The 13,380-nt window shown below is 64.8% G+C and carries 10 protein-coding genes; 5 read left to right on the forward strand and 5 right to left on the reverse strand.

Going from position 1 to position 13,380, the window contains the following annotated elements:
* Positions 1–189: 189 nt before the first annotated feature.
* A complete protein-coding gene (gene ssb / locus AC1D3B_RS33015; protein WP_478194898.1) occupies positions 190–693 on the reverse strand; it encodes a single-stranded DNA-binding protein in 504 nt (167 codons plus the stop codon).
* Between ssb and AC1D3B_RS33020 the strand changes: the two genes are divergently transcribed.
* The gene (locus tag AC1D3B_RS33020; RefSeq protein WP_478194899.1) at positions 687–1,616 is read left to right on the forward strand and encodes a sigma-70 family RNA polymerase sigma factor; all 930 of its coding nucleotides are present in this window, start codon (positions 687–689) and stop codon (positions 1,614–1,616) included. The two genes, ssb and AC1D3B_RS33020, sit on opposite strands and share 7 nt — an antisense overlap.
* Positions 1,613–2,269, forward strand: coding sequence for a ChrR family anti-sigma-E factor (locus tag AC1D3B_RS33025; protein WP_478194900.1), 657 nt, complete (start codon positions 1,613–1,615; stop codon positions 2,267–2,269). The genes AC1D3B_RS33020 and AC1D3B_RS33025 overlap by 4 nt, the downstream gene beginning before the upstream one ends.
* A 91-nt stretch (positions 2,270–2,360) precedes the next feature.
* Here the strand turns inward: AC1D3B_RS33025 and ydiK are convergent, their stop codons facing one another.
* Together ydiK and AC1D3B_RS33035 are read right to left on the reverse strand one after the other, a co-directional pair.
* On the reverse strand, positions 2,361–3,431 hold the full coding sequence (gene ydiK, locus AC1D3B_RS33030) for an AI-2E family transporter YdiK (protein WP_478194901.1): 1,071 nt from the start codon (positions 3,429–3,431) through the stop codon (positions 2,361–2,363).
* A 62-nt stretch (positions 3,432–3,493) separates the two neighbouring features.
* Complete coding sequence (locus tag AC1D3B_RS33035) at positions 3,494–3,922, reverse strand: LapA family protein (protein WP_478194902.1); 429 nt, start codon at positions 3,920–3,922, stop codon at positions 3,494–3,496.
* Between the two features lie 232 nt (positions 3,923–4,154).
* Here AC1D3B_RS33035 and AC1D3B_RS33040 point away from each other — a divergent pair, with 232 nt between their 5' ends.
* Positions 4,155–7,181 (forward strand): ATP-binding protein, encoded by a 3,027-nt coding sequence (locus AC1D3B_RS33040; RefSeq protein ID WP_478194903.1) that lies wholly within the window; start codon positions 4,155–4,157, stop codon positions 7,179–7,181.
* 8 nt (positions 7,182–7,189) lie between these two features.
* On the opposite strand, the gene AC1D3B_RS33045 is transcribed toward AC1D3B_RS33040, so the two are convergent.
* The gene (locus AC1D3B_RS33045) at positions 7,190–7,831 is read right to left on the reverse strand and encodes a response regulator (RefSeq protein ID WP_478194904.1); all 642 of its coding nucleotides are present in this window, start codon (positions 7,829–7,831) and stop codon (positions 7,190–7,192) included.
* A gap of 142 nt (positions 7,832–7,973) precedes the next feature.
* Positions 7,974–8,603 carry a response regulator gene (locus AC1D3B_RS33050; protein WP_478194905.1) on the reverse strand — a complete coding sequence of 210 codons (630 nt, stop codon included), beginning with the start codon at positions 8,601–8,603 and terminating at the stop codon, positions 7,974–7,976.
* A 292-nt stretch (positions 8,604–8,895) separates the two neighbouring features.
* Between AC1D3B_RS33050 and AC1D3B_RS33055 the strand changes: the two genes are divergently transcribed.
* Positions 8,896–10,266, forward strand: a complete 1,371-nt coding sequence (locus AC1D3B_RS33055; protein WP_478194906.1) for a chloride channel protein — start codon at positions 8,896–8,898, stop codon at positions 10,264–10,266.
* 46 nt (positions 10,267–10,312) lie between these two features.
* Positions 10,313–13,366 (forward strand): excinuclease ABC subunit UvrA, encoded by a 3,054-nt coding sequence (uvrA, locus tag AC1D3B_RS33060; protein ID WP_478194907.1) that lies wholly within the window; start codon positions 10,313–10,315, stop codon positions 13,364–13,366.
* Positions 13,367–13,380: the final 14 nt, after the last annotated feature.

A 13,380-nucleotide genomic window follows, 5' to 3' on the forward strand; every position in this document is an offset into this window, starting at 1 on the left:
CTGTGGAAAACCACACATCCTACCAGCCACAAGGAAGCAGGTGCAACACCCTCGACATCGCGGCGGACGAGCGAGGAGAAGCGAACGCGCTCCGAGCCGAGCCGGGCCGAGCCGGGCCGAGCCGAGATGATTTCGGGAGCAGTACGAGGGGCCCTGCTCCGTCGCGTTACGGGATCGCGATAGCGACGGTCAGAACGGAATGTCGTCGTCCATGTCGTCGAAGCCCGACGACGATTTGGCCGGTGCCTGGCGCGCTGCCGGCGCAGGCGCGCGGGGCGCTGCCGCCGGCGGACGCGAATAGCCGCCGCCACCTTGCGAGTAACCGCCGTCGTCGTCGCCCGAAGGCGCGCCCTGGCCCTGGCGGCTGCCGAGCATCTGCATCTGGTCCACACGGATGTCGGTCGCGTACTTCTCGACGCCGTCCTTGTCCGTGTACTTCCGCGTGCGGATCTGGCCTTCGACGTAGATCTGCGAGCCCTTGCGCAGGTATTGAGCGGCGATTTCCGCGAGTCGGCCATTGAACACGAGGCGGTGCCACTCCGTGGCCTCGCGCATTTCGCCGCTTTGCTTGTCCTTCCACTTGTCGGTGGTGGCCAGCGTCGCGTTGCACACCTGGTCGCCGCTCGGGAACGTGCGTGTTTCCGGATCGCGTCCGAGATTGCCGACGAGGATGACTTTGTTGACCGATGCCATATGCGCTGCCCCTGAGATTCCAGAAGTCCAAGAACGAAGGATTGAACCAACAAGTCTACCTCGCCTCAGGCGGGCTGGACCTCGGCATGTGTGAGGGTGCAGAGGCCGACGTCGTCGGCATGCATTTGCATTGCCGCCGGGGATGGCAGCATGCCGCCCGGAAAGATGAAATGCCGGATGAAATCGGTACGGGGCGCCCGCCCGCCTGGATCTCTTATTTCGACCGCCGTGATCTAATCCCGCTCGCTCTGCGTAAGAGCCGCATGAACACCGTCCGACCGTCATCGGCCGAGGCCGCGTCGCAAACGCGGTCGCGATCGCCTTACCTGTCGGTTGTGACACCTCACCAGGGCCGGGGAGCGATGCCGACCATCGAGGAACTGAACGCGCTTGCCAGGGCCGTGGCGCTCGACGGTGACCGGGAAGCCTTTGCTGCGCTCTTCAAGCACTTCGCACCCCGCGTGAAGGCCTACCTGATGCGCTCCGGAAGCGCCGAGGGATTTGCCGAGGAGCTCACCCAGGAAACGATGGTGAGCGTCTGGCGCAAGTCGGCGCAGTTCGATCCGGCCCGGGCCAGTGTCTCCACCTGGATCTTCACCATCGCGCGCAACCTTTGTGTCGACCACCACAGGCATCACGGACCGGTGCCGGTCGACATGGACGAGCTCGATTGGGACGCGGTACCCGGCCCCCAACCGTCCCCCGACGAGGAAACCCATGTTCGGCAGCGCGAAGCCGGCGTGCGCTCGGCACTGGGACGCTTGCCCGAGGAGCAGGCCCAGGTGCTGCGCCTTTCCTTCTTCGAAGAGCATCCCCATGCCCAGATCGCGAGCGAACTGGGCATTCCGCTCGGCACGGTCAAGTCGCGGGTGCGGCTTGCCGTGAATCATTTGCGTCGCTTGCTCGACGAGTTCGAACCATGATCCTTCACCATCCAGCCGAAGATCTGCTTCTGGCGTTCGCCGCAGGCCGCCTCTCCGGCGGACATTCCCTTCTCGTGGCCAGCCATGTGGAGGGTTGCGCGCACTGCCGGGAGCGTGTGCGCCTGCTCGAAACGGTCGGCGGCGCCATGCTGGAGACGCTGGCGCCCGAGGTCCTCGAATCGCAGGCGTTGGCGCGGACCCTGGCCGCGATCGACGCGCCGGAGCCGTCCAGGATGCCTCGGCGTACCGGCACCCGCATGCGCGCCGAACTGCCCGGTGGCCTGCCTTGGCCCCGCGCGATGCGAGGCTGCGCGTCGACGCCCTGGCGCTGGCTCGGGCCGGGGATGCGCTGGAGCCGCGTGACGCTGCCCGGCGATGACGCGGCCAACGTCTTCCTGCTTCGCATCGGTGCGGGGAAGATGCTGGCGCAGCACACGCACAGCGACTCCGAACTCACGCAAGTCCTCTACGGCACTTTCCACGATGGCCGCGCCTTGTTCGGCCCGGGCGACTTCGATGAAACGGACGGCAGCATCCGGCACCAGCCCACGGTACAGGCTGCCGGGGAATGCATCTGCCTCGCCTCGGTTCAAGGCAGGGTGCTGTTCGATGGCGCTGTGGCGCGCGTTCTGGGAGCGCTGGTAGGCATGTAGGGGTGCCGTCTCATGACGGCGTCTTGCGCGGCAGGCCGGGAATGAAGGCATGCGAGCCCCTGGCCAGCCGCCAGGCCGGGGCACCGCTAGATCACTTTCCCTGAATGGCAGGCTCGTCGGCGTCATTGAGCCACGCGTCGATCAGCGTATACGACACGGCCAGCATGACCGGTCCCACGAAGATACCGACGAGGCCGAAGCCGAGCAATCCACCGATGACACCGGCGAAGATGAGCAGCAGGGGAAGGTCGGCGCCGCGCTTGATGAGCATCGGACGCAGGAAGTTGTCCATGGTGCCGACGATCAGCGTCCACACGACGAGGAAGACGCCCCAGGCGGTCGAGCCATGCCAGAAGACCCAGACTGCCGCCGGCGCGAGCACCAGCGTCGGCCCGATCTGGACGATGCACAGCATGAACATCACCGCCGTGAGCAGTGCGGCGAATGGCACACCGGCAATGGCGAGGCCGATGCCGCCCACCACCGCCTGGACGATGGCCGTGACACCCACGCCCAGCGCCACCCCGCGGATCGCCTTGCCGGCCAGCACGACGGCGCCTTCCCCGCGGGCGCCCCCCAATCTGCGGCCGAAACGCAGAACCTCGGCTGCCGCCGATTCACCCTGTGCGTACATCACCCCCGCGATCACCACGGTCAGGACGAACTGCAGCGTCAGCGCGCCCACGACACCGGCCTGCGAGAAGAGCCAGCCCGTGACTTGCTTGGCATAGGGCGTGACCTTGGCCTCGACACCGGCCACGCCCGAAGCCACGAGTTCGTCCCAGGCCACCGTCAGCTTGGGACCGACGAAGGGCAGTCCCCCCACCCACCTGGGCAATTCGGGTGGGCCCTGGCTGATCTGAAGCTTGAACCAGTCGACGACTTCGTCCGCGTTGGCCGCGATGGTGGAAATGGCCATGGTCAGCGGCAGCACGAACAGCAGCAGCAGGATCAACATCATTACCAGTACCGCGAGGCTGCGACGCCGCCATAGCCGGGCCTCGAACCAAAGCAGTGCGGGCCAGGTGGCTACCACCACCATGACCGCCCAGATCGTGGCACCCAGGAAGGGGCGGAGGATCCAGAGAGACGAGCCGATGAGCAGGACGATGCTCAATACGCCGAAGGTGATCTTGGCAAGGTCGGAGCGGGGTTCGGTCATGGAGGGTCACCAGTTTCTTGGACAACCCACAGTTTGCTTGACGCGAGCCTCGCCGTTAAGCATCAGGCCACCGGGCGGGCGGAAATCGCGCGCTCCAGGGCCTCGCAGCGCAGCTTGATCGCTGTATCGACCTGTTCCACCCGCGCCAGAAGCGAGGCATGGCGCTCGGCAGTGCGCTCCATCCGGACCCTGTCCTGCAACTCCAGGAAGTTGCGCAGGTCGGTGAAACGCGAAGCCTCCGCCTTGTCGGCGAGATGGCGCTGGGCCTGCATCTCCTTTGTGTGCCGACGCGTCTCGAGCAGGAGCGAGCCCTGCAGATGCACGAAGTAGGTGGCGAATACGACGACCAGCAGCGCGGTCAGTCCCAGCATCACAAGCCCCAGAGGCGCCGTGACTTCGATGAACCCGATCGACATCGCAGCCGGCGCAGCGAGGACACCCCAGTTCAAGGTGGCCAGACCCGCGATCAGCAGCACGACAACGACCAACACGCCTGCTCTTATTCCCATTGCATACCTTCATCAGTTGTGGAAAGCCGGACCGAAATGGACCTGGCGACGCCGGACTCTAGAAACTCCGTACCGCGGCGTCTACGAGAGGGCGCTGGATCTGCGCACGAACTTTCGAATCGTGGTCCGGGAAGCGTCAATTGAAGCGTTGGTGCTCCGAAAGCGGATCGACTAGTCTCGCTGCTGCATTTTTTTGTCCGGATTCGGAGGTCTCATGCCCACGAGGGTCAGTCGATTCACGCAGGCACTCGATGGAAGCGTCGCCACGATGGCGCTGACCTGTCTGCTCGGCGTCGCGAGTTACTTTTTCGGACAACCGATGTCCATCGAGCTGCACTGGTTCTGGATGGCCCTGGGATCGGTCTGCATCGTCGCCCTGGCCCTCCTGCAGTTCGCCCGGTCGCGGCGGATCCAGCGTCGGGACGATGAACTCAGCGCGATTCTCAATGCGGTCCCGCACATCCTCTTCTTCAAGGACACCGACTTCCGGTACCGGTCGCTGAATGCGGAATTCGAGAAGGCTTTCCACATCGACTCGCGCACCGCCCTCGGCAAGACCGACAAGGAGCTCTTCGGACCTGATCTCCACGAGCGCTTTCTTTCTCAGGACCGTGAACTGATCGCATCCGGGTCGGCTCGCACCTACGAAGAGGACATCGTGATCGACGGCGTCGTTCGCACCATGCAGTCGCGCAAGCGGCCGGTCCACGATCGCCACGGTAGGCTTCGCGGCATCGTCGCGGTCGCGATCGATGTCACCGAGGACAAGGCGACCCAGCGTCAGCTCGAGGATGCCAGCGCGCGCCTGGCCATCGCGCTCGAAGCGGCTCGCATGGGCTTCTGGGAATGGAATCTGGCGACCGGCGAAATCCGCGCCGACGAACGCGCCCGCCGGAACCTCGGCATCAAGACGACGGAACGGGACGTGTCTGCGGTCTTTTCAAATATCCACCCCGACGACGTCGGCGATGTCAGGGCGAGCATCGAGTTCGTTCGCATCCGGCAAGAGGTCGTCGCCTCCGAGTTCCGGGTCATCGATCCAACGGACGGTGAGCGATGGATCGAAGGGTTCATCTCGCCGGACCGGGTGCGCGGGAGCAATGACTTCCTAGTCGGCGTCAATCGCGACATCACCGAGCGACGCAGGGACGAACTCGAACTCGGCGAGGCGAAGTCCCGTGCCGATGAGGCACTTGCCGAACTCGAGCTGTCGCGAAGCAACCTGGAACTGGCCCTGAGTGTCGGTGGCTTGGGCGTCTGGCGGTCACTCACGCTCCTGCCCGAGCGTTCGTACCTCACCGACCCCGCGTTTCTCGACACCGTGGTGACGGCAGACCTGAAGTTCCGGGAACTCTACGGACACGGCCCGGATTCGGTCGTGACCTATCGCGATCTTTTCACGCGTCTGCATCCGACGGATCGCAAGCGCGTCGCTGCACGGATCGACCTGACCTTTCGCCGCGGGCTCGCGGCATACAAGGACCGCTTCCGCGTCTGCAGCCGCGATGGCCTCGTCCGGACGCTGGATGTGCGGGGCAGCATGTCGAGGCATGTCGACGGCGACACCGCCGTCGTCTCCTTCACGGGCATCGCCAAGGACGTCACGAACGAAGAGGCTCTGAAGACAGACCTGGTGGCCAAGGCCGAGGAAGCGCGCTCCGCCGTGGAGGCCAAGGCGCACTTCCTCGCCATGATGAGCCACGAGGTCCGCACGCCTCTCAACGGCGTGCTCGGAATGATCGATCTCGTCATCGATACGCCACTGACCGAAGAGCAGCGCGGCATGCTGATGCGAAGCCGGGAGTCGTCGGTAGCCCTGCTCACGATCATCAACGACATCCTCGACTTCTCGAAGATCGAGGCACGCATGCTCGACCTGGAGCACCGCCCCCTGTCGTTGGACGAACTCATCGACGACCTGTGCGCAACGCTGGCGCCGGAGGCGGAGCGCAAGGGGATCCGGCTGGACATCGAGATCGATCCGCATCTCCCGTCGTTCATCGTGGGCGACTCTGTGCGGATTCGGCAGGTCCTGACGAATCTCATCAGCAATGCGGTCAAGTTCACTCATCAGGGCGGAGTGAAAGTGCAGGCGAAGCGGCTGTCGAAGAAGCAATTCGAACTCGCGGTACAGGACACCGGCATCGGCATCGATCCGCGAATGACCAAGTCACTCTTCGAACCCTTCCGGCAAGCCGATGCCGCCACTACGCGGCGCTATGGCGGCACCGGCTTGGGGCTCACGATCGTCAAGCAGTTGATCGAACTGATGCAGGGCCGCATCGAGTGCGAGAGTCGCCTGAATGCCGGCAGCCGATTTGTCGTGACCTTGCCCTTGCATCCATCGGCTCCTGGCGTCGATTCCGCGAAGGCCCATTCGGCAGACAGGGGTGCTGACCTCAACGAAGGCGAGACACCCATCGAAACCGGGTCAGGGGTGACTTCGCGCGACTCCAGTCACAAGGTACTGCTCGCAGAGGATCATCCGATCAATCGCGAAGTCATCACGCGGCAACTCGCCAAGCTTGGCTACGAATGCGATTGCGCGGAAGACGGTGAACAGGCGTGGAAAAGACTCGTCTCGCCCGAGGCGGACTATTCAATGCTATTGACCGATTGCCGAATGCCATTTCTGGACGGCTACGAACTGACGAAGCGCGTGCGCGATCGCGAGGCAAAGCTGGGTCTGCCGAGACTGCCGATCGTCGCGCTGACTGCGAGTGCATTGCAGGGCGAGGCGGAGCGCTGCCTCGCTCTCGGGATGGACGCCTACCTGTCCAAGCCGCTGCAGGTCGACGACCTTCGCAAGATGCTGATGCAAGTCATGGCTGGACCGTCGAGGTCTGACGTCGCGCGGGTCCCGGCGAGCGGGACCGAGGCCCCGCAGGCCGATTCCGAACCCGCTTACGAAGGTCTGACGGCACTCTGCGCTGGCGATCTGCGCAAGGTCGCGAGCTTGGTCGACATCTTCGTGACGACGACGGCGGAAGACCTGAAGGCGATGGATCAGGCCTACGAAGCCGGCGATCATGCAGCGCTGCGACAACTGGCACACAGGCTGAGTTCAGCCTGCCATCAACTCGACGAAACCGAAGCGGTAGCCCGGTTGAAGGCGATCGAAAGGCTTGAAGGAACCGACGATGCCTCGGAGGACAGAGTCCGCGACCTCTACGAACTCGCAAGGCGGGACGTGTCGTCGGTGCTCTCACGCGCCTCGGAATTCACGCGCCTGCACGCCTGAGCGTGCGATCACGAAATCATGCCGTGCTCCCGCGCATAGGTGTAGATGTCGAGATCGCTCTTGAGACCCAGCTTTACCATGGCATCCGACTTCTGCCGACTTACGGTCTTGATGCTGCGTGACAAGCGCTCGGCGATGGCCGTCACGGTCATGCCGGATGCGAACAGACGCAGCACTTCGACTTCGCGCGGAGAAAGCTTGGCAGTCTCGCTGTCCTTCAGGTTGAACTGGCTTTCGAACAGGTTCTGTCGAAAGGTCGTACTGATGTAGGTGCGACCCTGTTGCACCGCCTGGATCGCCAAGGAAATCTCGGCCATGCCGGCAGCCTTGTCGACCAGGCCACGTATGCCGGTCTCGAGGACGGTCCCATGCACGGCGGCATTGGAGATCATCGTGAGAACGATCAACGGCAGCTTGGGATGGTCTCGCCGGATGCGCTGGAGCAACGCGAGTCCATCCGCTGCTTGACCGCCGGGCATCGAGAAGTCGGTGATGAGCAGATCGGCGGCCGTTTCACGCAATACCGATAGAAGCTTGTCCGGAGAATCCGCCTCGGCGACGATCGTCATCCCCCCCCTTTCTTCGAGCAGCATCCTCACGCCAGCGCGAATGAATGGATGGTCGTCAGCAATGATCAAGCGCAGCGCCATGGAAATCCGATCGTCCTTCACTAGCCACACTGAGGCCCCTCGTGCGCACAAAGCCCACTCGGGTTCGAGGCGGAAGGGACTATCCGACCGAACGTCAACAAGTGTCAATTCCATTGGTTTGGACGGAATCGCTCGAGGCCGCTCAGGTCACCAACTGATGGGCGCGCGAGAAATCGACCAGTTCAACCAGCGTCGAGATGCTCAGCTTTTCGAAGATCCTGGTCTTGTAGCCGCTGATGGTCTTGTTGCTGATGAGCAGCGTGTCGGCGATTTCCTTGTTGCTCAGGCCGCGCGCAAGGTACTGCAGCACTGTCAGCTCGCGGTCGGAGAGGCTCTTGATCAGGGTCCCGGGCTTGCCGTCACCCAGGCCGGATTGCGCCTTGAGGACGGACGTCGCGAACATGCTGTAGCCGGCAAGCACGGTGTAGGCGGCCTGCACCACCCGCTCGAGGTCTTCCGTCTTGCTGATGAAGGCATTCGCGCCCGCCTTGACGGCCCGGGCGCCGAAGATCGCCTCTTGCTGGCCCGACAGGACCAGCAGTTTCGTCTGACGCTGTAGCTTCGTCACGCGTTCGATGACATCGAGTCCGTTCAAACGCGGCAAGTCGACGTCGAGGATCACCAGTTCGGGTTCGTGTTCACGGATGGTGGCGAGTGCCGATGGACCATCGGCGGCCTCGGCTACGACTTTGAAATGGCCGGTGGCCTCCAAAGCAGATCGGACGGCCAGCCGAATGGCCGGATGATCGTCAACCAGGACGACTGAGTGCATATTGTTTTCCCCTTGGATCTAAAGAAACTGATCCATGTCGTGCATCCCGCAGAGGCGATCGATTCAGTTCCGATCAATCCGGTGGCCTTTTGACTTGGGCATGGACACCTCCGTGGGGCAAGACATGGCTCGCAGGCGTCGAAGCATAGCGAGGACGTACTGAAATTGGCCTCACCGGGCGCTGTCAGGTGCCCTTTTCAGATTCTTCTGAGGCCGGTTCCAAGAATCTTCCCCAGTCGGGCTTTCGAAGTTGCAGGCTTGCAACAGCCGAAGGGGACAATCGCCTGACTCGATGAACCACGAACCCGACTTTTTCGAGAACCTGCGCGCCGAGTTGTCGAGCGGACGCGTATGGCTCGACCGCGCCATCGTCCTGGGCTATGCCGTGGCCGCGGGACTGTTCGTGGTGGCGTTCACCATTGCGAGCGAATGGGCGTTCGGCTTGTTCCAAGGCCTGTACAAGAGCTATCCGTGGGCGGTCCTGCTGTGGATGCCTGCGGTCACGGCCGCGATTGCCTGGGCGACACGCCGATGGTTTCCCGCCGCCGCAGGCTCTGGCATCCCGCAAGTCATGGCGGCACTGGATCCCGCGATGCCGCCCGAAAGACGCAGCCGATTCGTCTCGCTCCGCCTCACGGTCGCCAAGATCTGTCTCGCCGTGGCCGGCTTCGCCGCGGGTCTCTCGATCGGCCGCGAGGGGCCGGCCGTGCAGGTCGCCGCCGGCGTGATGCACCATGCGCGCCGCTGGCTGTCACCCGCCACCACGATCGACTCGCGCGGACTCCTGCTCGCAGGCGGTGCGGCCGGCATCGCCGCGGCCTTCAATGCGCCGCTGGCGGGTGTGGTGTTCGCGATCGAGGAACTCTCCGGGCGCATCGAGGCGCGCGCGAGCGGCCTGATCATCACGGCGATCGTTCTGGCAGGCCTTGTGGCTGTCTCCGTCTTCGGCAACCTGAGCTATTTCGGCGTCATCAAGGTGTCTGGTTTCGGCTGGGAAGCCATGGGCCCCGGCTTGCTGGTGGCCGTGGTGGCAGGCGTCGGCGGCGGACTGTTCTCCAGACTGCTGGCCGCCTCGCTGACCGGCGCGCCCCAGCGCCTGAACCGCCTGCGCGCACGATGGCCGATCAGGTTCGCCGCAGTCGGAGGTCTCCTGGTGGCTGTGATCGGCGTCGTCAGCGACGGCGCCACGTTCGGGTCGGGTTCCGAGACCGTCAAGCAGATGCTGGCGGGCCATGAGGAATTCACGCCGCTCCAGACACTGCTCAAGTTCATCGCGACCTGGATCACCGCCTGGTGCGGTGTGCCGGGCGGCATCTTCGCGCCCGCGCTGTCGATCGGCGCCGGCATCGGAGACGGCATTGCGCAGCTCGCAAGCCCCGCGCTGGGGCCGGCATTGATCGCGATGGGCATGGCCGGCTTCCTCGCCGCGGTCACGCAGGCCCCTCTCACCGCCTTCATCATCGTCATGGAGATGGTTGACGGCCATTCGATGGTGCTGAGTCTCATGGCCTGCGCGATGCTGGCCAGCCTGATCTCGCGCATGCTGAGCCGGCCGCTCTATGCGACCCTGGCCGCGCACATGCTTTCCTCGGCCATCGGCTCTCCGGTGCCGGTGCGCCACGACAAGGCGCCGGCAGGCGACGAATCCACCCACGTGCCCTGAAATCGCCGGGGACTTATCATGTCCGGTTGCCCAGGACCGACCGCCCGTGAATTCCCCCACCGATGACGCCTACCTCGGCGCCGTGCTCGCGCAGCAACGCATCAGCATCCGCGGCGCGCGCACGCACAACCTCAAGAACGTCGACCTCGACATCCCGCGCAACAAGCTGGTGGTGATCACCGGCCTGTCGGGTTCGGGCAAGTCGAGCCTGGCCTTCGACACCCTCTATGCCGAGGGCCAGCGACGCTACGTCGAAAGCCTCTCAGCCTATGCGCGGCAGTTCCTGCAGCTGATGGACAAGCCGGACGTCGACGTGATCGAGGGCCTGTCGCCCGCGATCAGCATCGAGCAGAAGGCTACCAGTCACAACCCGCGCTCGACCGTGGGTACGGTCACCGAGATCCACGACTACCTCCGGCTGCTCTACGCCCGTGCCGGCACGCCCTATTGCCCGGATCACCATCTGCCACTGCAGGCGCAGACCGTGAGCCAGATGGTCGATGCCGTCCTCGCCATCCCCAACGAGCCCCGCCTCATGATCCTGGCGCCGGTCGCGCGCGAGAAGAAGGGCGAGTTCGTCGAACTCTTCGCCGAGATGCAGGCACAGGGCTACATTCGCTTTCGCGTCGATGGCCAGACCTACGAATACAGCGACCTGCCCAAGCTCAAGAAGACGGAGAAGCACGACATCGACGTGGTCATCGACCGCCTGCGTGCACGGCCCGACATGCAGCAGCGCCTGGCCGAGAGCTTCGAAGCCGCGCTGCGCCTGGCCGACGGCCGCGCCATCGCGCTCGAGATGGACGCACCCGCGAGCGAGCCCGAATCGGCGCCGGCGCCCAAGCCGGCGCACGAGCACCTTTTCAACGCCAAGTTCGCCTGCCCGATCTGCCACTACTCGCTGGCCGAACTCGAACCGCGGCTGTTCTCCTTCAACTCGCCAGTGGGCGCATGCCCGAGCTGCGACGGCCTCGGTCATCGCGAATTCTTCGACCCGGCGCGCGTGGTCGCCTTCCCGTCCCTGAGCCTCGCGAGCGGCGCCATCAAGGGATGGGACCGACGCAACGGCTACTACTTCAGCATGCTCGAAAGCGTGGCGAAGCACTACAAGTTCGACGTCGACACACCCTTCGAGGAGCTGCCCGCCTCGGTCCAGCAGACCGTGCTGCACGGCTCGGCGCAGGAAGAGATCAAGTTCACGTACGTGATGGACAGCGGCCAGCAGGCCGGCAAGAAGCTGGTGCGCAAGCACCCCTTCGAAGGCATCATCCCCAACATGGCGCGGCGCTACCGCGAGACCGACTCGACGATGGTGCGCGAGGACCTCTCGCGCTTCCGCAACATGCAGCCCTGCCCCGACTGCGAAGGCACGCGGCTGCGGCCCGAGGCGCGCAACGTGTTCCTGGTCGACGACACCGGCCCCGAGCCGCAGCGCATGGCGATCTACGAGATCAGCCGCGCGACGCTGCGCGAGAGCTTCGCGTACTTCCAGAAGCTGCACCTTCGCGGCGCCAAGGCCGAGATCGCCGACAAGGTGGTCCGCGAGATCGGCCTCCGGCTCAAGTTCCTGAACGACGTCGGGCTCAACTACCTGAGCCTCGACCGCAGCGCCGAGACGCTGTCGGGCGGCGAGGCGCAGCGCATTCGCCTGGCCTCGCAGATCGGCTCCGGCCTCACCGGCGTGATGTATGTGCTCGATGAACCCAGCATCGGCCTGCACCAGCGCGACAACGACCGGCTCATCGGCACGCTCAAGCATCTGCGCGACATCGGCAACAGCGTGATCGTGGTCGAGCACGACGAAGACATGATCCATGCGGCCGACCACGTGATCGACATGGGTCCGGGCGCGGGCGTCCATGGCGGCCGGGTGATGGCGCAGGGCACCTACGCGCAGGTCGCCGCCAGTCCCGATTCACTGACGGGGCAGTACCTCTCGGGCATCAAGAAGATCGCGGTGCCAGCACGCCGCACGCCGTGGCTGCCGGTCGTCGCCAAGCCGGCGTTCAATGAAGGCAGGAAGCCATCGCGCTTTCCGCAAAGCCCGGCCGCCGAACGGCGCGCGGCGCGGGAGGCGGCGCATCTCGCATCGCAATCGGATCTGCAGGAGATCCGCGTGATCGGCGCGTCGGGCAACAACCTCAAGAACGTGAACGTGGCCTTCCCCGTCGGTCTTCTGACCTGCGTGACGGGCGTCTCGGGCTCGGGCAAGTCGACACTGGTGAACGACACGCTCTATACCGCGGTCGCTCGCACGCTCTATCGCGCCCACGAGGAGCCGGCAGCGCATGAGGCGATCGAAGGCATCGAATATTTCGACAAGGTCATCAACGTCGACCAGTCGCCGATCGGCCGCACGCCGCGCAGCAATCCCGCGACCTACACCGGCCTCTTCACGCCGATCCGCGAGTTGATGGCCGAGACCAACACGGCCCGCGAGCGCGGCTATGGCCCCGGGCGCTTCAGCTTCAACGTCGCGGGCGGCCGCTGCGAGGCCTGCCAGGGCGACGGCGTCGTCAAGGTCGAGATGCACTTCCTGCCCGACGTGTACGTGCCCTGCGAGGTGTGCCACGGCCAGCGCTACAACCGCGAGACGCTCGAGGTGCAGTACAAGGGCCGCAACATCGCGCAGATCCTCGACATGACGGTGGAGACCGCGCACGAGTTCCTCAAGGCCGTGCCCACCATCGAGCGCAAGCTGCGCACCCTGCTCGACGTCGGCCTCAGCTACATCAAGCTGGGCCAGGCCGCGACCACGCTGTCCGGCGGCGAGGCACAGCGGGTCAAGCTGGCGCTCGAACTCAGCAAGCGCGACACCGGCCGCACGCTCTACATCCTCGATGAGCCGACCACCGGCCTGCACTTCGCCGACATCGAACTGCTGCTGAAGGTGTTGCACCAGTTGCGCGATGCGGGCAACACCATCGTGGTCATCGAGCACAACCTCGACGTGATCAAGACTGCCGACTGGCTGATCGACATGGGTCCGGAAGGCGGCGCGGGCGGCGGCACGGTCGTGGGCGTCGGCACGCCGGAAGACATCGCCGCGAACGAGGCGAGCCACACCGGGCGCTACCTGAAGCGGCTGCTGCCCGGCTGACCGGCCGGCACGGG

The organism is Variovorax sp. P5_A3, from assembly GCF_056400665.1.

Bases quoted from the DNA above. Each gene is read 5' to 3' on its own strand.
- AC1D3B_RS33040 (WP_478194903.1), top strand. From the start codon at position 4,155: ATGCCCACGAGGGTCAGTCGATTCACGCAGGCACTCGATGGAAGCGTC.
- AC1D3B_RS33050 (WP_478194905.1), bottom strand. From the start codon at position 8,603: ATGCACTCAGTCGTCCTGGTTGACGATCATCCGGCCATTCGGCTGGCC.
- AC1D3B_RS33045 (WP_478194904.1), bottom strand. From the start codon at position 7,831: ATGGCGCTGCGCTTGATCATTGCTGACGACCATCCATTCATTCGCGCT.
- AC1D3B_RS33025 (WP_478194900.1), top strand. From the start codon at position 1,613: ATGATCCTTCACCATCCAGCCGAAGATCTGCTTCTGGCGTTCGCCGCA.
- AC1D3B_RS33055 (WP_478194906.1), top strand. From the start codon at position 8,896: ATGAACCACGAACCCGACTTTTTCGAGAACCTGCGCGCCGAGTTGTCG.
- ssb (WP_478194898.1), bottom strand. From the start codon at position 693: ATGGCATCGGTCAACAAAGTCATCCTCGTCGGCAATCTCGGACGCGAT.
- AC1D3B_RS33020 (WP_478194899.1), top strand. From the start codon at position 687: ATGCCATATGCGCTGCCCCTGAGATTCCAGAAGTCCAAGAACGAAGGA.
- ydiK (WP_478194901.1), bottom strand. From the start codon at position 3,431: ATGACCGAACCCCGCTCCGACCTTGCCAAGATCACCTTCGGCGTATTG.